The sequence below is a fragment of the Snodgrassella sp. B3800 genome, from assembly GCF_026535865.1.
GTDB lineage: Bacteria > Pseudomonadota > Gammaproteobacteria > Burkholderiales > Neisseriaceae > Snodgrassella > Snodgrassella alvi_E.
Genome location: NZ_JAFNPH010000003.1, coordinates 70,879 through 88,089, shown reverse-complemented (window position 1 = coordinate 88,089; position 17,211 = coordinate 70,879). Strand labels below are relative to the sequence as shown.

The 17,211-nt window shown below is 44.0% G+C and carries 31 protein-coding genes; 30 read left to right on the top strand and 1 reads right to left on the bottom strand.

The features are described from left to right. Positions 1 to 5: 5 nt before the first annotated feature. Positions 6 to 554, bottom strand: coding sequence for an oligoribonuclease (gene orn / locus J3U64_RS06050; RefSeq protein ID WP_100141117.1), 549 nt, complete (start codon positions 552 to 554; stop codon positions 6 to 8). Positions 555 to 819: 265 nt separating this feature from the next. Here orn and J3U64_RS06045 point away from each other — a divergent pair, with 265 nt between their 5' ends. The 30 genes from J3U64_RS06045 (at position 820) to rplQ (ending at position 16,706) form a co-directional block, all read left to right on the top strand. Next, a complete protein-coding gene (locus tag J3U64_RS06045; RefSeq protein WP_267390876.1) occupies positions 820 to 2,106 on the top strand; it encodes a M48 family metallopeptidase in 1,287 nt (428 codons plus the stop codon). A 10-nt stretch (positions 2,107 to 2,116) separates the two neighbouring features. Beyond that, positions 2,117 to 3,001: a ribosome small subunit-dependent GTPase A gene (gene rsgA / locus J3U64_RS06040; protein WP_267408620.1), complete on the top strand. Its 885-nt coding sequence runs from the start codon at positions 2,117 to 2,119 to the stop codon at positions 2,999 to 3,001. A 270-nt stretch (positions 3,002 to 3,271) separates the two neighbouring features. Beyond that, the gene (gene rplC / locus J3U64_RS06035; RefSeq protein WP_100141120.1) at positions 3,272 to 3,916 is read left to right on the top strand and encodes a 50S ribosomal protein L3; all 645 of its coding nucleotides are present in this window, start codon (positions 3,272 to 3,274) and stop codon (positions 3,914 to 3,916) included. Beyond that, positions 3,916 to 4,536 (top strand): 50S ribosomal protein L4, encoded by a 621-nt coding sequence (gene rplD / locus J3U64_RS06030; RefSeq protein ID WP_025331819.1) that lies wholly within the window; start codon positions 3,916 to 3,918, stop codon positions 4,534 to 4,536. The genes rplC and rplD overlap by 1 nt, the downstream gene beginning before the upstream one ends. Continuing rightward, positions 4,533 to 4,847, top strand: coding sequence for a 50S ribosomal protein L23 (rplW, locus tag J3U64_RS06025; RefSeq protein WP_180295814.1), 315 nt, complete (start codon positions 4,533 to 4,535; stop codon positions 4,845 to 4,847). The genes rplD and rplW overlap by 4 nt, the downstream gene beginning before the upstream one ends. A gap of 5 nt (positions 4,848 to 4,852) precedes the next feature. Further along, positions 4,853 to 5,689, top strand: coding sequence for a 50S ribosomal protein L2 (gene rplB / locus J3U64_RS06020; protein ID WP_100141122.1), 837 nt, complete (start codon positions 4,853 to 4,855; stop codon positions 5,687 to 5,689). Between the two features lie 5 nt (positions 5,690 to 5,694). Then, positions 5,695 to 5,970, top strand: coding sequence for a 30S ribosomal protein S19 (gene rpsS / locus J3U64_RS06015; RefSeq protein WP_025331704.1), 276 nt, complete (start codon positions 5,695 to 5,697; stop codon positions 5,968 to 5,970). A gap of 10 nt (positions 5,971 to 5,980) precedes the next feature. Continuing rightward, positions 5,981 to 6,310, top strand: a complete 330-nt coding sequence (gene rplV / locus J3U64_RS06010) for a 50S ribosomal protein L22 (RefSeq protein ID WP_037406961.1) — start codon at positions 5,981 to 5,983, stop codon at positions 6,308 to 6,310. A gap of 9 nt (positions 6,311 to 6,319) precedes the next feature. Beyond that, entirely contained in the window at positions 6,320 to 7,024 is a 705-nt protein-coding gene (gene rpsC / locus J3U64_RS06005; protein WP_100141123.1) for a 30S ribosomal protein S3, read from the top strand. Beyond that, positions 7,008 to 7,424, top strand: coding sequence for a 50S ribosomal protein L16 (gene rplP / locus J3U64_RS06000; RefSeq protein ID WP_037394618.1), 417 nt, complete (start codon positions 7,008 to 7,010; stop codon positions 7,422 to 7,424). The genes rpsC and rplP overlap by 17 nt, the downstream gene beginning before the upstream one ends. Further along, a complete protein-coding gene (gene rpmC, locus J3U64_RS05995) occupies positions 7,424 to 7,615 on the top strand; it encodes a 50S ribosomal protein L29 (protein ID WP_025331702.1) in 192 nt (63 codons plus the stop codon). The genes rplP and rpmC overlap by 1 nt, the downstream gene beginning before the upstream one ends. Continuing rightward, on the top strand, positions 7,615 to 7,878 hold the full coding sequence (gene rpsQ, locus J3U64_RS05990) for a 30S ribosomal protein S17 (RefSeq protein WP_100141124.1): 264 nt from the start codon (positions 7,615 to 7,617) through the stop codon (positions 7,876 to 7,878). Before rpmC ends, rpsQ begins: the two co-directional genes overlap by 1 nt. Positions 7,879 to 8,110: 232 nt before the next feature. Next, the gene (rplN, locus tag J3U64_RS05985) at positions 8,111 to 8,479 is read left to right on the top strand and encodes a 50S ribosomal protein L14 (protein ID WP_025331700.1); all 369 of its coding nucleotides are present in this window, start codon (positions 8,111 to 8,113) and stop codon (positions 8,477 to 8,479) included. 11 nt (positions 8,480 to 8,490) lie between these two features. After that, positions 8,491 to 8,814, top strand: a complete 324-nt coding sequence (gene rplX, locus J3U64_RS05980; protein ID WP_100141125.1) for a 50S ribosomal protein L24 — start codon at positions 8,491 to 8,493, stop codon at positions 8,812 to 8,814. Positions 8,815 to 8,824: 10 nt separating this feature from the next. Further along, positions 8,825 to 9,364, top strand: a complete 540-nt coding sequence (rplE, locus tag J3U64_RS05975; RefSeq protein ID WP_025331698.1) for a 50S ribosomal protein L5 — start codon at positions 8,825 to 8,827, stop codon at positions 9,362 to 9,364. 2 nt (positions 9,365 to 9,366) lie between these two features. Next, positions 9,367 to 9,672, top strand: a complete 306-nt coding sequence (gene rpsN / locus J3U64_RS05970) for a 30S ribosomal protein S14 (protein WP_025331697.1) — start codon at positions 9,367 to 9,369, stop codon at positions 9,670 to 9,672. Between the two features lie 14 nt (positions 9,673 to 9,686). Further along, complete coding sequence (gene rpsH, locus J3U64_RS05965; protein ID WP_100141126.1) at positions 9,687 to 10,079, top strand: 30S ribosomal protein S8; 393 nt, start codon at positions 9,687 to 9,689, stop codon at positions 10,077 to 10,079. Between the two features lie 9 nt (positions 10,080 to 10,088). After that, on the top strand, positions 10,089 to 10,622 hold the full coding sequence (gene rplF, locus J3U64_RS05960; RefSeq protein ID WP_100151546.1) for a 50S ribosomal protein L6: 534 nt from the start codon (positions 10,089 to 10,091) through the stop codon (positions 10,620 to 10,622). Between the two features lie 13 nt (positions 10,623 to 10,635). Beyond that, positions 10,636 to 10,989, top strand: a complete 354-nt coding sequence (gene rplR / locus J3U64_RS05955; RefSeq protein WP_100141128.1) for a 50S ribosomal protein L18 — start codon at positions 10,636 to 10,638, stop codon at positions 10,987 to 10,989. Positions 10,990 to 11,008: 19 nt separating this feature from the next. Then, positions 11,009 to 11,527, top strand: coding sequence for a 30S ribosomal protein S5 (gene rpsE / locus J3U64_RS05950; RefSeq protein ID WP_100100558.1), 519 nt, complete (start codon positions 11,009 to 11,011; stop codon positions 11,525 to 11,527). Next, positions 11,520 to 11,705 (top strand): 50S ribosomal protein L30, encoded by a 186-nt coding sequence (rpmD, locus tag J3U64_RS05945; protein WP_100100557.1) that lies wholly within the window; start codon positions 11,520 to 11,522, stop codon positions 11,703 to 11,705. The genes rpsE and rpmD overlap by 8 nt, the downstream gene beginning before the upstream one ends. 1 nt (position 11,706) lies before the next feature. Next, positions 11,707 to 12,141: a 50S ribosomal protein L15 gene (rplO, locus tag J3U64_RS05940; protein ID WP_100141129.1), complete on the top strand. Its 435-nt coding sequence runs from the start codon at positions 11,707 to 11,709 to the stop codon at positions 12,139 to 12,141. 13 nt (positions 12,142 to 12,154) lie between these two features. Further along, positions 12,155 to 13,471, top strand: coding sequence for a preprotein translocase subunit SecY (gene secY / locus J3U64_RS05935; RefSeq protein WP_100151547.1), 1,317 nt, complete (start codon positions 12,155 to 12,157; stop codon positions 13,469 to 13,471). Between the two features lie 5 nt (positions 13,472 to 13,476). Further along, positions 13,477 to 13,695 carry a translation initiation factor IF-1 gene (gene infA / locus J3U64_RS05930; RefSeq protein WP_003684714.1) on the top strand — a complete coding sequence of 73 codons (219 nt, stop codon included), beginning with the start codon at positions 13,477 to 13,479 and terminating at the stop codon, positions 13,693 to 13,695. A gap of 18 nt (positions 13,696 to 13,713) precedes the next feature. Beyond that, positions 13,714 to 13,827, top strand: coding sequence for a 50S ribosomal protein L36 (gene rpmJ / locus J3U64_RS05925; protein ID WP_003697674.1), 114 nt, complete (start codon positions 13,714 to 13,716; stop codon positions 13,825 to 13,827). 58 nt (positions 13,828 to 13,885) lie between these two features. Further along, the gene (gene rpsM / locus J3U64_RS05920; protein ID WP_037406984.1) at positions 13,886 to 14,248 is read left to right on the top strand and encodes a 30S ribosomal protein S13; all 363 of its coding nucleotides are present in this window, start codon (positions 13,886 to 13,888) and stop codon (positions 14,246 to 14,248) included. Between the two features lie 16 nt (positions 14,249 to 14,264). Beyond that, on the top strand, positions 14,265 to 14,657 hold the full coding sequence (gene rpsK, locus J3U64_RS05915; RefSeq protein WP_025331688.1) for a 30S ribosomal protein S11: 393 nt from the start codon (positions 14,265 to 14,267) through the stop codon (positions 14,655 to 14,657). A 15-nt stretch (positions 14,658 to 14,672) separates the two neighbouring features. Then, positions 14,673 to 15,293 (top strand): 30S ribosomal protein S4, encoded by a 621-nt coding sequence (gene rpsD, locus J3U64_RS05910; protein ID WP_025331687.1) that lies wholly within the window; start codon positions 14,673 to 14,675, stop codon positions 15,291 to 15,293. Between the two features lie 24 nt (positions 15,294 to 15,317). After that, entirely contained in the window at positions 15,318 to 16,304 is a 987-nt protein-coding gene (locus J3U64_RS05905) for a DNA-directed RNA polymerase subunit alpha (protein WP_100141131.1), read from the top strand. Positions 16,305 to 16,322: 18 nt separating this feature from the next. Next, positions 16,323 to 16,706 (top strand): 50S ribosomal protein L17, encoded by a 384-nt coding sequence (gene rplQ / locus J3U64_RS05900; RefSeq protein ID WP_100141132.1) that lies wholly within the window; start codon positions 16,323 to 16,325, stop codon positions 16,704 to 16,706. Positions 16,707 to 17,211: the final 505 nt, after the last annotated feature.

Sequence of the window (17,211 nt, the reverse complement as noted above, 5' to 3'; positions counted from 1 at the left end):
CAAAATCAGGCAGATACTGTTAAGAAATGTTTGCGATAATAAGCCATTTCTTCAATACTTTCCTTAATATCATCCAGAGCCTGATGAGCGCCTTTTTTGCTTATACCTTTTGCAACAGGCGGGTTCCAGCGTTTAGCCAATTCTTTTAATGTAGATACATCCAAATTGCGATAGTGAAAGTAAGCTTCCAGTTTCGGCATATATCGCACCATAAAGCGACGGTCCTGATGAATCGAATTGCCACACATTGGTGAAGCTTTTTCGGGTACCCACTCACTGATAAAGGCTAACAATTTTTCTTCCGCTTCCGCTTCAGTCAAGGTAGAAGCCCTTACTTTATCTATCAAGCCTGTACGTGTGTGGGTAGACGTATTCCATTTGTCCATATGATTAATAATACTATCTGGCTGATGAATAACTAGTACTTCAGACTGAGCTAAAATATTAAGATCACTATCGGTTATGATCATGGCGACTTCAATAATCCGGTCAGTATCCGGATTTAAGCCAGTCATTTCCATATCCAGCCAGACAAGATTTTTATCGTTTTGCATATCTTAATCTTGATTGATAACAAAACATCATTTTAGCTGCTTTCTCTAATGGCTGATAGCTTATTTTTTTACGGTAAATTAAAAGATAATTTGAAAATTTATTCTGGTTTAGAAACTAATAAATACAGGCATGAAAATTTATTAAACAGGCTAAAAGCGTGGTAAATTTCTATTTAAAAAAAGGGATTTTCGGATTGCCGCTTTTATCCACCCATAACGTACAAACTCCGCTACAATCATTATTTTTAAGCTATAGTGTGTTTTTATGGCGTTTTATCTTTCTGCCCAAACAGTCTATCTACTATTTCTTTTATTTTTCGTATCTACAACCTGTGGTCAGTTGTATCTGTCTGTACGTCAGAGTAAAGCTGTATTAGCGCATCGAAGCCGCGTACCTGCTGCATTCTTAGCCAACGTATCACTGGATGAGCATCAGAAAGCAGCAGATTACACTTTAGCCAAACAACGTCTGGCTCGTTACGAAATACTGTTTCAGGCATTGTTGCTATTGGTGTTTACACTTGGCGGCGGGTTAGATTTGTTGGCACGTCTAAGTCAAAAGTGGACACACCACGATATAGTACAAGGAATTTTGTTAATTGGTTTGTTTGCACTGGTGAATATGGTATTGGGCTGGCCATTAGCATGGTATCGCAGCTTTTGCCTTGAAGCTAAATTCGGTTTTAACAAAATGACACCAGCTACGTTTATTGCTGATCAATTCAAAGGATGTTTGCTGGCTATTATTGTTGGCTTACCTTTGCTATACATCATACTATTAATCATGCAGATTCTGATTGCAGCAAACTGGTTCGGAGGTGCATGGTGGCTTGTGGTTTGGCTGGTTTGGGTAAGTTTTTCTTTGTTATTGATGTGGGCATTTCCTAAATGGATTGCTCCATTATTTAATAAATTTGAACCATTACAAGATGATGTCATGCGTGCTCGTATCGAAAATCTGCTACAACGTACAGGCTTTCACAGTGATGGAATTTTTGTCATGGATGGATCCAAACGTAGCGGACATGGTAATGCATACTTTACAGGTCTTGGGAAGCACAAGCGCATTGTATTTTTTGATACCCTTCTAAAAGATATGCAAGTAAACGAAGTTGAAGCCGTGCTGGCGCACGAATTAGGACATTTTGCTCACAAGCATGTATTCAAGCAAATGATTGTTACTTTTATACTTGCCTTAATTGTATTTGCGGTTTTAGGTTGGCTATTGCCCCAGGCGGGTTTTTATCTGGGGCTGGGTGTGCATGAACCCAGTCATGCCATGGCCTTATTATTGTTTATGCTGGTGCTACCACTGTTTACTTTCCCATTTTCACCACTGGCCAGTGTTTTGTCTCGTAAAAATGAATTTGAAGCCGACCGGTTTGCAGCTAAATATGCCCATGCTGAGGATTTAATTCAGGCGCTAACCAAACTCTACCGTAGCAATGCTGCCAGTCTCGTCTCAGATATCTGGTATTCTCGCTTTTATGATTCTCATCCTGGTGCACGAGAACGTATTGCGGCACTTCAGACAGCAATAAAGGCACATTAGGACATTAGGAATGGTGCAGCAGACGGATAAGTTATTAACGGCGCAAATTGTTACCAGTTTCGGTCGGCGTTTTCAGGTGCGTACTGCCGCCGGAAAAATGTACGAGGCTACTACCCGAAAAAAAAGAATAGATTTTGCTTGCGGTGATATTGTGTATATCGGGCATATCAACCAACAACAAGCCGTGATTGAAGATTATTTACCCCGTCGCAGCCTGCTATACCGTCAGGATGCAACACGCACTAAGCTTATAGCAGCCAATGTTACTCTGATGCTAATAGTGCTGGCGGCAGTACCTACACCAAGTGAATTGTTGTTGCAGCGGGCATTACTGGCAGCTGAAGCGGCAGACATAACGCCACTGATTATTTTAAATAAGGCTGACTTACCTCAGAATGCTGAATGGTTGGTAAAACTAACTTATTATCAGAGCCTCGGCTATAAGGTAATCAACATCAGCGCTCTGAATGATATAACTCTATTGCGTCAACATTTACAGGGTGAATGTGCTATCCTGCTAGGACAGTCCGGTATGGGTAAATCTACTTTAACCAATGCACTTCTGGGTAAAGAGCAGGCTCGGGTGGGTACGATTTCATCTGCGCTGGATTCCGGACGTCATACCACAACTCATGCTCAGTTATATGATCTCAATACTGAGAGTCAGTTAATCGATTCTCCCGGCTTGCAGGCATTTGGGCTGCATTATTTACATACAGGCGATTTGCTGCATTACTTTCCTGATATGCGTACTTATATCGGCCAATGCCGATTTCATAACTGCACCCACCGTCAGGAACCGGGCTGCGCTCTCAAGCAAGCATTAGCTGAAGGTAAACTAAAACCAGAGCGGTTGCGTTTTCTGCAAAATATCACAGATGAATTAAGCAAATGACATCTACTAACTAACAAAAAATGCAGCCAAAAAATGCAGCTAAACGATTGATATTTCATGACGATAAAACGTCAAAACCCAATCTAGACTTTATCAGTAAGGCGTAATCGTTGTTTTTACCTAAAAATCCGTGCTTTAGTTACATAAAAAATTGATTCAAGCAGAATAAACATGATATTATCACAATCTTGCCGATTTTACGTCGGCAAGATTCTTTATTTGTGCGAGGCCAATCAATCGTAATTGGTCCCTTTATAAAAGGAAATAACTATGACTTTAGGTCTGGTTGGGCGCAAAGTAGGCATGACGCGCGTGTTCGATGAGAACGGCGCATCCGTTCCAGTAACCGTACTGGATATGTCTGCTAACCGCGTCACTCAACTCAAATCCGAAGCTACCGACGGCTACACTGCCGTACAGGTGACTTTTGGTCAGAAAAAAGCCAATCGCGTAAGCAAGGCACAGGCAGGTCACTTTGCCAAAGCTGGTGTTGAAGCCGGACGCGGTTTGGTTGAATTTGCTGTTTCTGCTGAAAAACTGGCTGAATTGTCTGCAGGTGCTGAAATTAATGTCGGCATGTTTGCAGCAGGTCAGTTGATTGATGTCACTGGTACCAGCAAAGGTAAAGGCTTTTCTGGCACCATCAAACGTCACAATTTTGGTTCTCAGCGTGCTTCTCACGGTAACTCCCGTTCTCATCGCGTACCTGGTTCAACTGGTATGGCGCAGGATCCGGGTCGCGTATTCCCAGGTAAACGTATGGCTGGTCAGTACGGTAACGTTAAATCCACCATTCAGAATCTCGAAATCGTACGCGTAGATACCGAACGTCAGCTGCTGCTGGTGAAAGGTGCGGTGCCCGGTGCGGTTAACAGCAACGTTGTCGTGCGTCCGAGCGTGAAGGTAGGTGCGTAATGGAACTGAAATTAATTGATGCTCAAGGTCAGGTTGCAGGTGCGGTTGCTGCTTCTGACGCATTGTTTGCACGTGAATACAATGAAGATCTGGTTCACCAGCTTGTAACGGCTTTTTTGGCTAATGCTCGCTCTGGTAACCGTTCACAGCTGACTCGTGCTGAAGTAAAACATTCCACTAAAAAACCATGGCGTCAGAAAGGAACTGGCCGTGCCCGTTCTGGTATGACTTCTTCTCCGCTGTGGCGCAGTGGTGGTCGTGCGTTCCCAAATAAACCAGATGAAAACTTTACCCAGAAAGTAAATCGCAAGATGTACCGTGCGGGTATGGCAGCTATTCTGTCTCAGCTGGTACGTGATGAACGCCTGTTTGTAATTGACGAATTATCTGCTGCTACACCTAAAACCAAAGCCTTTGCCGAACAGGTGAAAAATCTGGGTATGGAACAAGTACTGTTCATCACCAAACAGTTGGATGAAAACGTTTATCTGTCCAGCCGTAACCTGCCAAATGTACTGGTTCTGGAAGCACAGCAAACTGATCCGTACAATCTGTTACGCTTTAAGAAAGTAGTGCTTACCAAAGCAGCAGTTGCACAACTTGAGGAGCAATGGGTATGAATCAACAACGTTTAATGCAAGTGCTCTTGGCTCCTGTTGTTTCTGAAAAAAGCAACATGCTGGCTGAAAAACGCAACCAGATGACGTTTAAAGTATTGCCGAATGCCACTAAGCCTGAAATCAAGGCAGCCGTGGAACTATTATTTAATGTGAAAGTGGACTCAGTAGCCACCACAATCATTAAAGGCAAAAATAAACGTTTTGGCCGTACCATCGGTAAGCGCAGTGATGTGAAAAAAGCTTATGTCAGTCTTGCGGCTGGTCAGGAGCTGGACATTGAATCTGCTGCCGCTTCTGCAGATAAGGAATAAGCACTATGGCTATTGTTAAAATGAAGCCGACTTCTGCTGGCCGTCGCGGCATGGTACGCGTGGTAACAGAAGGCTTGCACAAAGGTGCTCCATATGCACCATTATTGGAAAAACAGTCTTCAACTGCTGGCCGTAACCACGGTGGTCGCATTACCACACGCCACAAAGGTGGTGGTCACAAGCATCACTACCGCGTTGTAGACTTCAAACGTAACGACAAAGACGGTATCGCTGCTAAAGTTGAACGCATTGAGTATGACCCAAACCGTACCGCGCATATTGCCTTGTTGTGCTTCGCCGATGGTGAGCGCCGTTATATCATTGCTCCGCGCAATGTACAGGTTGGTGCTGTGCTGGTTTCCGGTTCCGAAGCTGCAATCAAAGCAGGTAACAACCTGCCTATTCGCAATATTCCGGTTGGTACTACACTGCACTGTATCGAAATGAAACCGGGTAAAGGCGCACAGATTGCTCGCTCCGCTGGCGCATCTGCCGTACTTCTTGCAAAAGAAGGTGTATATGCTCAGTTGCGTCTGCGTTCTGGTGAAGTGCGAAAAATTCACGTTGACTGCCGTGCCACCATTGGTGAAGTAGGCAACGAAGAGCAAAGCCTGCAAAAACTGGGTAAAGCTGGTGCCAAACGCTGGCGCGGTGTTCGTCCGACCGTTCGCGGTGTAGTAATGAACCCAGTAGATCACCCGCATGGTGGTGGTGAAGGTCGTACAGGTGAAGCCCGCGAACCGGTTAGCCCATGGGGTACACCGACCAAAGGCTATCGTACTCGTCGTAATAAACGCACGAACAACATGATTGTTCGCCGCCGTTACTCAAATAAAGGTTAACTGATATGGCTCGTTCATTGAAAAAAGGCCCATATGTCGACCTGCATTTACTGAAAAAAGTCGATGCGGCTCGTGCTAATAACGACAAGCGCCCGATTAAAACCTGGTCACGTCGTTCCACTATTCTGCCTGATTTTATCGGTTTGACCATCGCTGTACACAACGGCCGTACCCACGTGCCAGTGTTTATTAGCGACAACATGGTAGGCCATAAATTGGGTGAGTTCTCATTGACCCGTACCTTCAAAGGCCATCTGGCTGATAAGAAGGCTAAAAAATAAGGGATAAAACATGAGAGTTAGTGCACAACACAAAAATGCCCGCATTTCTGCGCAAAAAGCCCGTCTGGTTGCTGACTTGGTGCGTGGCAAAGATATTGCCCAAGCGTTGAATATTCTGACATTCAGCCCTAAAAAGGGTGCTGAGCTGATCAAAAAAGTACTGGAGTCTGCTGTGGCCAATGCCGAGCATAACGAGGGTGCTGATATTGACGAATTGAAAGTGGTTACCATTTATGTCGACAAAGGTCCGAGCCTGAAACGTTTTCAGGCACGTGCCAAAGGTCGTGGTAATCGCATCGAAAAACAAACTTGTCACATCAACGTGATTGTGGGCAACTAAGGAAAAGCGATGGGACAAAAAATTAACCCTACAGGCTTTCGTCTGGCAGTGAATAAAGATTGGTCTTCCAAATGGTTTGCCAAAAGTGGCGACTTTTCCAAAGTACTGAAAGAAGATATCGACGTACGTAATTTTCTGCGCAAACGACTGGCTAATGCTTCTGTTGGTCGCGTAGTTATTGAGCGTCCGGCTAAATCTGCACGTATTACCATTTATAGTGCTCGTCCGGGGATTGTAATTGGTAAAAAAGGTGAAGACATCGAAGTATTAAAACGTGATTTGCAGAAAATCATGGGTGTGCCGGTACATGTCAACATCGAAGAAATCCGTAAACCGGAAATTGATGCGCAAATTATTGCTGACAATATTGCAGCCCAGCTGGAAAAACGTGTAATGTTTCGCCGTGCCATGAAACGCGCTATGCAAAATGCTATGCGTGTTGGTGCCAAAGGTATCAAAATCATGTCTTCCGGTCGATTAAACGGTATTGAAATTGCTCGTACCGAATGGTATCGCGAAGGTCGTGTGCCTCTGCATACCCTGCGTGCTAATGTGGACTACGCAACCAGCGAAGCCAAAACCACATACGGCATCATCGGTATAAAAGTTTGGGTTTACAAAGGTGAACTGACACCGGGTGAAATTCAGGCCAAGCCGGAACAGGAAAAGAAACACAGCAGAAAGGCAGGTGGTCGAAATGCTGCAGCCAACTAGAATGAAATACCGCAAACAGCAGAAAGGCCGCAATACCGGTATTGCTACTCGTGGCAATAAAGTTAGCTTCGGTGATTTTGGTCTGAAAGCTGTGGGTCGTGGTCGTCTGACTGCACGCCAAATTGAAGCAGCACGTCGAGCAATGACACGTCATATCAAACGTGGCGGTCGTATCTGGATTCGTGTATTCCCGGATAAACCCATTACTGAAAAACCGATTCAGGTTCGTATGGGTGGCGGTAAAGGTAATGTTGAATATTACATTGCCGAAATTCAGCCGGGCAAAATGCTCTACGAAATGGATGGTGTAGATGAAACTTTGGCTCGTCAGGCTTTCGAGCTGGCTGCTGCCAAATTGCCGATTCAGACCGTATTTGTTAAACGCCAGGTAGGTCAATAATGAAAACCAGTGAATTGAAAGACAAATCTGTTGAGCAGTTAAACGAAGAACTGGTTGGCCTGCTGAAAGCGCAATTCGGATTGCGTATGCAGCATGCCACCGGCCAGCTGGGTAAAAACAGTGAGCTGAAAAAAGTGCGTCGTAATATTGCTCGTGTAAAAACCATTTTGCATCAGAAGGATGGTGAATAATGACTGAAGCTAAAAACGTACGTACTTTGCAGGGCAAAGTCGTGAGCGACAAAATGGATAAAACCGTAACCGTACTGGTTGAACGCAAAGTAAAACATCCGTTGTATGGTAAGGTGATTCGTCGTTCGACTAAAATCCATGCCCACGATGAGCAAAACCAATACGGTATTGGTGACGTTGTTGTCATTTCCGAAGGTCGCCCAATGTCAAAAACCAAAAGCTGGGTTGTAACTGAGCTGATTGAAAAAGCACGCAATGTGTAATTAACACAACAAAGTGCTGCAATTAGGGAACGAAGTATTGCGACAATCCAATATTGTCTGTAAACTTCGTTCCTTAACTTTCAGTTTCCTGAAAGTTTCCGGCGCTCGCCGGAACTCTCCCTTCGGGACCCAAGACTGGTTTACTAGAACCGTTAAAGGTTTCAAACAGCCATAAAGAGGTAACAGGCTGATTGAAAGCGGTAAATTAAGTTGGATTTTAAAAGGTAATAACATGATTCAAATGCAGACCATCTTAGATGTGGCTGACAACTCTGGTGCACGCCGTGTAATGTGCATCAAAGTATTAGGTGGATCTAAGCGTCGCTACGCATCTGTAGGCGACATCATCAAAGTGGCCGTTAAAGACGCAGCTCCTCGTGGTCGCGTAAAAAAGGGCGATGTATATAATGCTGTAGTTGTTCGCACAGCAAAAGGTGTACGTCGTAATGACGGTGCACTGATTAAGTTTGATAACAATGCAGCCGTGCTGTTGAATACTAAATTGGAACCAATTGGTACCCGTATTTTTGGCCCGGTAACCCGTGAGCTACGTACTGAGCGATTCATGAAAATCGTTTCATTGGCTCCTGAAGTACTGTAAGTGAGGTTGCAATGAAAAAGATTAAAACTGGTGATCAGGTGATCATCATTGCCGGTAAAGATAAGGGCAAACAGGGTAAAGTCGTACGTGTTCTCGGTGAGAAGGTGATTGTTGATGGTGTAAACCGCGTAAAACGTCACCAAAAACCAAATCCCATGCGTGGAATTGAAGGTGGTGTAATTACCAAAGATGCGCCATTGGCTATCTCCAATGTAGCGATTTTCAATCCGGAAACCCAAAAAGCTGACCGCGTAGGCATTAAAGTAGAAACTGTAGACGGTAAAGTAGTACGTACACGTGTATACAAATCTACCGGTGCTGTCGTGGGGGCTTAAGGAGTAATCAATGGCTCGTTTAAAAGACTTTTATAACACCACTGTTGTTCCTGAGTTGACCAAACAGTTCGGTTACAAATCTATTATGGAAGTACCGCGTATTGAAAAAATCACTCTGAATATGGGTGTGGGCGAAGCGGTTGCCGATAAGAAAGTAATGGAACATGCAGTTGGTGACTTAGAGAAAATTGCTGGTCAGAAACCGGTAGTAACCGTAGCACGTAAATCAATTGCGGGTTTCAAAATCCGTGATAACTATCCAATCGGTTGTAAAGTAACTTTACGCCGTGACCGTATGTATGAGTTTCTGGATCGATTAATTGCCATTGCCCTACCACGCGTGCGTGACTTCCGTGGCGTAAACGGTAAATCATTCGACGGTCGAGGTAACTACAACATGGGTGTGCGTGAACAAATTATTTTCCCGGAAATTGAATACGACAAAATCGATGCTTTGCGTGGTCTGAATATTACCATCACCACGACTGCCAAAACTGATGCAGAAGCCAAAGCACTGTTGTCTCTGTTCAAATTTCCGTTTAAGGGTTAATTATGGCTAAGAAAGCACTTATTAATCGTGAGCTGAAGCGCGAAGCTTTGGCAAAAAAATATGCTGCCAAACGCGAAGCCATTTTCGCTATCATCAATGATGCCAATGCGACTGATGAAGAGCATTTTCAGGCTCGATTGAAACTGCAGGCTATTCCGCGTAATGCTGCTCCGATTCGTCAACGTCGTCGCTGCGCTTTGACAGGTCGTCCGCGTGGTAATTTCCGTAAATTCGGCTTGGCCCGTACTAAAATCCGTGAAATCGCCATGCGTGGTGAAATTCCGGGCGTAATCAAAGCCAGCTGGTAATAGGAGTATAAAATATGAGTATGCATGATCCTATTTCCGATATGTTGACCCGTATTCGTAATGCTCAGCGTGCTAATAAAGCATCTGTAAGCATGCCGTCTTCCAAACTGAAAGTGGCTATTGCCAAAGTTTTGAAAGAAGAAGGTTACGTAGAAGACTTTGCCGTATCTACCGAAACCAAGGCGACATTGGAAATTCAATTAAAATACTACGCTGGTCAGCCTGTGATTGAACGCATTCAACGCGTTTCACGTCCTGGTCTGCGTGTGTATAAAGGTTCCAACGACATTCCTTCAGTAATGAATGGTTTGGGCGTTGTGATTGTGAGCACTTCTAAAGGTGTAATGACTGACCGCAAAGCCCGTGCCAATGGTATCGGCGGTGAGTTGTTATGCGTGGTTGCCTAAGGGGAAAACATGTCTCGAATTGCTAAACATCCGGTAGTCGTTCCGGCTGGCGTTGACGTTAAGTTCTCTCCAGAAGCTATCATTGTTAAAGGTAAAAACGGCGAACTGTCCCTGCATCAGCATGCTGAAGTAAATGTAGCATTAAATGATGGACAATTAGTTATCACTGCCAACGACAGCAGTACAAAAGCGAATGCTTTATCTGGTACCGTGCGTGCGTTACTGCACAACATGGTTGTTGGTGTAAGCAATGGTTTTGAGAAAAAACTGCAATTGATTGGTGTAGGCTATCGCGCTCAAGCTCAAGGAAAGGTATTGAATCTTTCTTTGGGCTACTCTCATCCGATTAATTACGAATTGCCAGAAGGCATTACAGCTACTACACCTTCAGCTACCGAGATTATCATTGCTGGTGCTGACAAACAGGTAGTAGGGCAAGTTGCTGCTGAAATTCGTGGATTCCGTCCGCCTGAACCTTATAAGGGTAAAGGTGTACGATATGCTGATGAGCGTGTCGTTATTAAAGAAACCAAGAAAAAATAATTGAGGCTCACTGATGGATAAAAATGTAGCAAGACTGCGTCGTGCACGTAAAACCCGTGCCAAAATTGCAGCCCTGAACAAAGTGAGATTGTGCGTTTTTCGTACCAATAATCACATTTATGCCCAGGTTATTAGCGCTGAAGGTGATCGAGTATTGGCTCAGGCTTCTACTCTTGAGGCTGATGTGCGTGCAAGCATCAAATACGGCAGCAATGTAGACGCTGCTGTAGTGGTTGGCAAACGCATTGCTGAAAAAGCTAAAGCAGCCGGCATTGAAGCAGTGGCATTTGACCGTTCAGGTTTTCAATACCATGGTCGCGTTAAAGCCTTGGCTGAGGCAGCCCGTGAAAACGGCTTAAGCTTCTAATAAACTGGAGACCAGAAATATGGCAAAACACGAAACTGAAGAACGCGGTGACGGCCTGATCGAAAAGATGGTTGCCGTAAACCGTGTGACCAAAGTGGTTAAAGGTGGCCGCATTATGGCTTTTTCAGCTTTAACCGTAGTAGGTGATGGCGATGGTCGCATCGGTATGGGCAAAGGTAAATCTAAAGAGGTTCCTGTTGCTGTACAGAAAGCCATGGATCATGCGCGTCGTAACATGATTAAAGTGCCATTAAATGGCCGTACAATTCATCATGAAGTTATCGGTCGTCATGGCGCTACTCGCGTATTCATGCAGCCTGCTAAAGAAGGTAATGGTGTGAAAGCAGGTGGTCCGATGCGTTTGGTATTTGATGCAATGGGTATTCATAATATCTCTGCTAAAGTGCATGGTTCAACTAATCCTTACAATATTGTTCGTGCAACATTGGATGGTTTGTCTAAACTGTACACACCAGCTGAAATTGCTGCCAAACGTGGCCTGACCGTAGAAGAAATTTTAGGAGCAGATCATGAGTGAGCAAAAAACCGTACGCATTACACTGGTTAAAAGCTTGATTGGCACTATTGCCGCTCACCGTGCCTGCGCACGTGGCTTAGGTCTGCGTCATCGTGAGCATACTGTTGAAGTGCTTGATACCCCCGAAAATCGTGGCATGATCAACAAAATCAGCTACCTTTTGAAAGTGGAGAAGTAACATGCTTTTGAATACCATTCAGCCTGCTGAAGGTGCTAAACATGCGGCTCGCCGCGTGGGTCGTGGCATCGGCAGTGGTTTAGGCAAAACCTGCGGCCGTGGGCACAAGGGTCAGAAAAGCCGTAAAGGTGGTTATCATAAAGTTGGTTTCGAAGGCGGACAAATGCCTTTGCAGCGTCGCTTGCCGAAACGTGGCTTTAAATCTATGACAGCTCATCTAAATGCTGAAGTGCGTCTGGATGAACTGGCAAAAGTTGCAGTAAACGAAATTGATGTTCTGGTATTGAAACAGGCCGGATTGGTACCTGCAACTGCCTTGAATGTCAAAATTATTGCTTCTGGCAACATTGATAAGGCGGTAACTTTAAATGGTATTAAAGCCACCAAAGGTGCGCAACAGGCCATTGAAGCTGCCGGTGGTAAAGTAGCAGAATAAGGCAAGGAAACAAGTGGCTAATCCGCAATCCGCAACAGGACTTTCAAAGTTTGGTGATTTAAAAAATCGTCTGTTATTTTTGCTTGGTGCGTTGGTTGTATTCCGCATCGGATCGCATATTCCAGTGCCCGGTGTGGATGGTGCTGCTTTGACCAAACTGTATGAAAGTGCCGGCGGAGGCATATTGAGCATGCTCAATATGTTTTCCGGCGGTTCACTGCAACGGTTCAGTATCTTTGCAATTGGTGTTATGCCATATATTTCGGCTTCAATTATTGTACAGCTGGCTTCTGAAATTATCCCTTCCCTGAAAGCACTCAAAAAGGAAGGTGAAGCTGGACGTCGGACTTTGACGAAATATACGCGTTATGGCACTGTATTGTTGGCTACTCTACAAAGTTTCGGTGCTGCAGCATTTGTTTATCAACAAAATGTAGTGGTATCTGGCCAGTTTGAATTTTATTTGACTACCATGGTGTGTCTGGTTACCGGAACCATGTTTCTAATGTGGCTTGGTGAGCAGATTACAGAACGTGGTATTGGTAATGGTATTTCGTTGATTATTACTGCCGGTATCGCAGCCAGTCTGCCTGCCGGTATTGGTCGCTTACTAACACTGACTAGTCAGGGTTCAATCAGTTATTTGATGGCTGTTGCACTGATTGTTGGGGCATTAGCTTTGATTTATGCTGTTGTATACATCGAAAGTGCACAACGTAAAGTACCGGTGCAATATGCTAAGCGGCAAGTAGGTAATCGCATTATGCAGGCTCAGAATTCACATTTGCCATTTAAATTGAATATGGCCGGCGTGATACCGCCAATTTTTGCGTCTAGTATTATTCTGTTTCCCTCTACTTTATTAAGCTGGTTTGGTTCAGCTAATCAAGATGGATGGTTGCAGAAACTGGCCACACTTTTGCAGCATGGTCAGCCTGTTTATATTTTGCTATTTGCAGCTACTATTATCTTCTTTTGTTATTTCTATACGGCGTTGGTATTCAGTCCAAGAGAAATGGCAGAAAATCTGAAGAAAAGTGGTGCTTTCGTGCCGGGTATTCGCCCTGGTGAACAAACCAGTCGTTATCTGGAGAAAGTTGTATTGCGTTTAACCTTCTGGGGCGCAATTTATATAGCTATCGTGTGCCTGATTCCGGAAGTATTAACTTCTGCGATGAATGTACCTTTCTACCTAGGTGGCACCTCACTACTTATTCTGGTGGTGGTGACCATGGATTTTAAAACGCAAATTGCTTCTTATGTGATGAGTAGTCAGTATGAACATCTAATGAAGCGTTCTGCGATGAAATCATTATCATCACGTCGTTAAGTATTATGGCTAAAGAAGATACCATACAAATGCAGGGTGAAATCCTTGAAACCCTGCCCAACGCAACTTTTAAAGTTAAACTTGAAAACGATCATGTCGTTTTAGGTCATATTTCTGGAAAAATGCGTATGCATTACATACGTATTTCTCCTGGAGATAAGGTGACTGTGGAATTGACTCCGTACGATTTGACTCGTGCTCGCATCGTTTTCCGCGCCCGCTAAGAGTAGAAAGGAAATAATATGCGCGTTCAGCCGTCGGTAAAGAAAATTTGCCGCAATTGTAAAATCATCCGTCGCAACCGCGTTGTACGTGTGATTTGTACCGACCCTCGTCACAAACAACGTCAAGGCTAATTGGATAACCCTAAGTCTTTATGTTATAGTGACAGACTTTTTGCCCTAAGGAAAAAATATGGCTCGTATTGCAGGGGTGAATATCCCTAACAATGCCCATATCGTAATTGGCCTTCAGGCTATTTATGGTATTGGTTCGTCTCGCGCTAAACTGGTTTGCGAAGCTGCCGGCGTTGTGCCGAGCACTAAAGTTAAAGATTTGGACGAGGCTCAACTTGATGCTTTACGTGAACAAATTGCCAAATACCATGTAGAAGGTGATTTGCGTCGTGAAGTAACCATGAACATCAAACGATTGATGGATATGGGCTGCTATCGTGGTCTGCGTCATCGTCGTGGTTTGCCTTGCCGTGGTCAGCGTACCCGTACCAATGCGCGTACTCGTAAAGGTCCGCGTAAAGCGATTGCAGGCAAGAAATAATTGATAAGGAACAATAATGGCTAAAGCAAACACAGCTCGTGTGCGCAAGAAAGTACGTAAATCCGTAAGTGAAGGTATTGTGCATGTACATGCATCTTTCAATAATACCATCATTACTATCACTGACCGTCAGGGCAATGCATTATCTTGGGCTACCTCTGGCGGTGCTGGTTTTAAAGGTTCACGTAAAAGCACACCATTTGCCGCTCAGGTTGCGGCTGAAGCAGCTGGCAAAGTTGCCCAAGAGTATGGCGTAAAAAATCTGGAAGTTCGTATAAAGGGGCCGGGTCCTGGTCGCGAATCTTCTGTACGTGCGCTCAACGCTCTTGGTTTCAAGATTACCAGTATTACAGACGTTACTCCATTGCCACACAATGGTTGTCGGCCACCTAAAAAACGTCGTATCTAACAGGAGTATTCGAGTATGGCACGTTATACCGGCCCGAAATGTAAATTAGCCCGTCGTGAGGGTACTGATCTTTTTCTGAAGAGTGCTCGTCGCTCTCTGGATTCTAAATGTAAGCTGGATTCTGCTCCAGGTCAGCACGGTGCGAAAAAACCTCGCCTGTCTGGCTATGGATTGCAATTGCGTGAAAAACAAAAAATTCGTCGTATTTACGGCGTTTTGGAACGTCAGTTCCGCCGTTATTTTGCTGAAGCAGCCCGTCGTAAAGGTTCGACTGGTGAATTGCTGCTTCAGTTGTTGGAATCTCGTTTAGACAACGTGGTATACCGCATGGGTTTTGGTTCTACACGTGCTGAAGCCCGTCAGTTGGTATCTCACAAAGCCATTACCGTGAACGGCCAAGTTGTCAATATCCCTTCTTTTCAAGTAAAAGCTGGTGATGTAGTTGCTGTTCGCGAAAAAGCCAAAAAACAGGTGCGTATTCAAGAAGCTTTCAGTCTGGCCAGTCAGATCGGCTTACCAAGCTGGGTTTCTGTTGAAGAAGGCAAACTGGAAGGTGTTTTCAAAAACATGCCAGATCGCACTGAATTGAGTGGCGATATTAATGAACAGCTGGTGGTAGAGTTTTACTCTAAATAAAGCTGGTTAAGTGAGGACAGTTAAATGCAAAACACATCCGAATTCTTGAAACCGCGTCAAATTGACGTTGACACCTTGTCTGCTACTCGAGCCAAAGTGTCTATGGAGCCGTTTGAACGTGGTTTCGGCCATACGTTGGGTAATGCTTTGCGTCGTATCTTACTGTCATCAATGAATGGTTATGCGTCGACAGAAGTAACGATTGAAGGCGTATTGCATGAATACTCTACGCTTGACAGTGTTCAGGAAGATGTTGTTGATATTCTTCTGAATCTGAAGGGCGTAGTATTTAAAGTGCATGGCCGCACAGAGGTAACTCTAAGTCTGAAAAAATCCGGAGCAGGGGTTGTTACTGCTGCTGATATCGAGTTACCACATGACGTCGAAATTGTTAATCCTGATCATGTTATCTGCCATCTGTCAGAAGGTGGAAGTATTAATATGGAAATCAAGGTTGAGCAAGGACGTGGTTATGAAGCTGTGTCTGGTCGTCGAAATAAAGACGATCACAAACGCATCGGCGCTATTCAACTGGATGCAAGCTTTTCGCCTATCAGTCGTGTCAGCTTTGAAGTGGAACCGGCTCGTGTGGAGCAACGTACTGATTTAGACCGCTTAGTTTTGGATATTGAAACCAATGGTGCAATTGATCCGGAAGAAGCGGTACGCAGTGCAGCCTGTATTTTGATTGATCAGATGTCAATCTTTGCTGATTTACAGGGTACGCCGGTAGCAGTAGTGGAAGAAAAAGAACCACCTATTGATCCTATTCTACTTCGTCCTGTGGATGATCTGGAGTTGACCGTTCGTTCAGCAAACTGTTTGAAAGCTGAAGATATTTACTATATTGGCGATTTGATTCAACGTACAGAGACTGAACTGTTGAAAACTCCGAATCTGGGTAGAAAATCTCTGAATGAAATCAAGGAAGTCCTGGCTTCCAAAGGTTTGACGTTGGGTTCAAAACTGGAAGCCTGGCCGCCGGCCAGTCTGGAAAAGCCACAAGTTTGATGATTAAAGGATAATGACATGCGTCATCGTAATGGTAACCGCAAATTAAACCGCACCAGCAGTCATCGTGCTGCTATGTTGCGTAATATGGCTAATTCATTGTTGACTCACGAAGCGATTGTAACTACTTTGCCGAAAGCTAAAGAGTTACGCCGTGTTGCTGAACCGTTGATTACTTTAGGTAAAAAGCCTTCACTGGCCAATCATCGTTTAGCTTTTAATCGTACACGTGATCGTGAAGTTGTTGTAAAGTTATTTAATGAATTGGGCCCGCGCTTCGCTAATCGAAATGGTGGCTATCTGCGCATTTTGAAATATGGTTTCCGTAAAGGTGATAATGCTCCATTGGCTCTGGTTGAGTTAGTAGAGAAAGCACCTGAAACTGAAGCTGTTGCTGAGTAATCAGACTTCAAATACAAGCCAGCCGTTAGGCTGGCTTGTTTCATTTTGTTTATTTGCTCGTTAATACAATTATGATTGTGTAGAAATTTTACTTGTGAAATTATTTTAAATGCTTGATAGGTATCGACAAGTTTTATTAAAAGAAGATTTGGTCGCTTTGTCATTAAATAAAAAATGAGGATTCACGCAATAATTAATGGGTATAACTAGCAATAATTATAAGTATAAGATGTATGGTATGAATTGAATTGTTTGCTCGGTGAATTTGTTAACACTGATTATTTAGTAGCGCTATTAAATTCTTAATTCTTAGCTAAATCTTTGTACATGATGATATTCCATCCATATATATATCTTTAGTTGAAGCTCGATATGATGTAATTAAATGTTTAAACGCAGATTAATAATTTCATTATTTTATTTATCAGTTCTCATTTGACTGCTTTGCTAGAATGGCTGCTGATAAATCGTCTTCTGCGTATAATTGTTTCCCGTAAATTAACCA

What these genes read in the sequence shown, in the direction of transcription:
- rplP (WP_037394618.1), top strand. Translation starts at nt 7,008, where the DNA reads ATGCTGCAGCCAACTAGAATGAAATACCGCAAACAGCAGAAAGGCCGC.
- rplF (WP_100151546.1), top strand. Translation starts at nt 10,089, where the DNA reads ATGTCTCGAATTGCTAAACATCCGGTAGTCGTTCCGGCTGGCGTTGAC.
- rpsM (WP_037406984.1), top strand. Translation starts at nt 13,886, where the DNA reads ATGGCTCGTATTGCAGGGGTGAATATCCCTAACAATGCCCATATCGTA.
- orn (WP_100141117.1), bottom strand. Translation starts at nt 554, where the DNA reads ATGCAAAACGATAAAAATCTTGTCTGGCTGGATATGGAAATGACTGGC.
- rpsQ (WP_100141124.1), top strand. Translation starts at nt 7,615, where the DNA reads ATGACTGAAGCTAAAAACGTACGTACTTTGCAGGGCAAAGTCGTGAGC.
- rplE (WP_025331698.1), top strand. Translation starts at nt 8,825, where the DNA reads ATGGCTCGTTTAAAAGACTTTTATAACACCACTGTTGTTCCTGAGTTG.
- rpsE (WP_100100558.1), top strand. Translation starts at nt 11,009, where the DNA reads ATGGCAAAACACGAAACTGAAGAACGCGGTGACGGCCTGATCGAAAAG.
- rsgA (WP_267408620.1), top strand. Translation starts at nt 2,117, where the DNA reads ATGGTGCAGCAGACGGATAAGTTATTAACGGCGCAAATTGTTACCAGT.
- J3U64_RS06045 (WP_267390876.1), top strand. Translation starts at nt 820, where the DNA reads ATGGCGTTTTATCTTTCTGCCCAAACAGTCTATCTACTATTTCTTTTA.
- rplB (WP_100141122.1), top strand. Translation starts at nt 4,853, where the DNA reads ATGGCTATTGTTAAAATGAAGCCGACTTCTGCTGGCCGTCGCGGCATG.
- rpsN (WP_025331697.1), top strand. Translation starts at nt 9,367, where the DNA reads ATGGCTAAGAAAGCACTTATTAATCGTGAGCTGAAGCGCGAAGCTTTG.
- rplC (WP_100141120.1), top strand. Translation starts at nt 3,272, where the DNA reads ATGACTTTAGGTCTGGTTGGGCGCAAAGTAGGCATGACGCGCGTGTTC.
- rpmD (WP_100100557.1), top strand. Translation starts at nt 11,520, where the DNA reads ATGAGTGAGCAAAAAACCGTACGCATTACACTGGTTAAAAGCTTGATT.
- rpsC (WP_100141123.1), top strand. Translation starts at nt 6,320, where the DNA reads ATGGGACAAAAAATTAACCCTACAGGCTTTCGTCTGGCAGTGAATAAA.
- rplW (WP_180295814.1), top strand. Translation starts at nt 4,533, where the DNA reads ATGAATCAACAACGTTTAATGCAAGTGCTCTTGGCTCCTGTTGTTTCT.
- rplN (WP_025331700.1), top strand. Translation starts at nt 8,111, where the DNA reads ATGATTCAAATGCAGACCATCTTAGATGTGGCTGACAACTCTGGTGCA.
- J3U64_RS05905 (WP_100141131.1), top strand. Translation starts at nt 15,318, where the DNA reads ATGCAAAACACATCCGAATTCTTGAAACCGCGTCAAATTGACGTTGAC.
- rpmJ (WP_003697674.1), top strand. Translation starts at nt 13,714, where the DNA reads ATGCGCGTTCAGCCGTCGGTAAAGAAAATTTGCCGCAATTGTAAAATC.
- rplR (WP_100141128.1), top strand. Translation starts at nt 10,636, where the DNA reads ATGGATAAAAATGTAGCAAGACTGCGTCGTGCACGTAAAACCCGTGCC.
- rpsH (WP_100141126.1), top strand. Translation starts at nt 9,687, where the DNA reads ATGAGTATGCATGATCCTATTTCCGATATGTTGACCCGTATTCGTAAT.
- rpsS (WP_025331704.1), top strand. Translation starts at nt 5,695, where the DNA reads ATGGCTCGTTCATTGAAAAAAGGCCCATATGTCGACCTGCATTTACTG.
- rplX (WP_100141125.1), top strand. Translation starts at nt 8,491, where the DNA reads ATGAAAAAGATTAAAACTGGTGATCAGGTGATCATCATTGCCGGTAAA.
- rpsK (WP_025331688.1), top strand. Translation starts at nt 14,265, where the DNA reads ATGGCTAAAGCAAACACAGCTCGTGTGCGCAAGAAAGTACGTAAATCC.
- rpmC (WP_025331702.1), top strand. Translation starts at nt 7,424, where the DNA reads ATGAAAACCAGTGAATTGAAAGACAAATCTGTTGAGCAGTTAAACGAA.
- rplD (WP_025331819.1), top strand. Translation starts at nt 3,916, where the DNA reads ATGGAACTGAAATTAATTGATGCTCAAGGTCAGGTTGCAGGTGCGGTT.
- infA (WP_003684714.1), top strand. Translation starts at nt 13,477, where the DNA reads ATGGCTAAAGAAGATACCATACAAATGCAGGGTGAAATCCTTGAAACC.
- rplO (WP_100141129.1), top strand. Translation starts at nt 11,707, where the DNA reads ATGCTTTTGAATACCATTCAGCCTGCTGAAGGTGCTAAACATGCGGCT.
- rplQ (WP_100141132.1), top strand. Translation starts at nt 16,323, where the DNA reads ATGCGTCATCGTAATGGTAACCGCAAATTAAACCGCACCAGCAGTCAT.
- rplV (WP_037406961.1), top strand. Translation starts at nt 5,981, where the DNA reads ATGAGAGTTAGTGCACAACACAAAAATGCCCGCATTTCTGCGCAAAAA.
- rpsD (WP_025331687.1), top strand. Translation starts at nt 14,673, where the DNA reads ATGGCACGTTATACCGGCCCGAAATGTAAATTAGCCCGTCGTGAGGGT.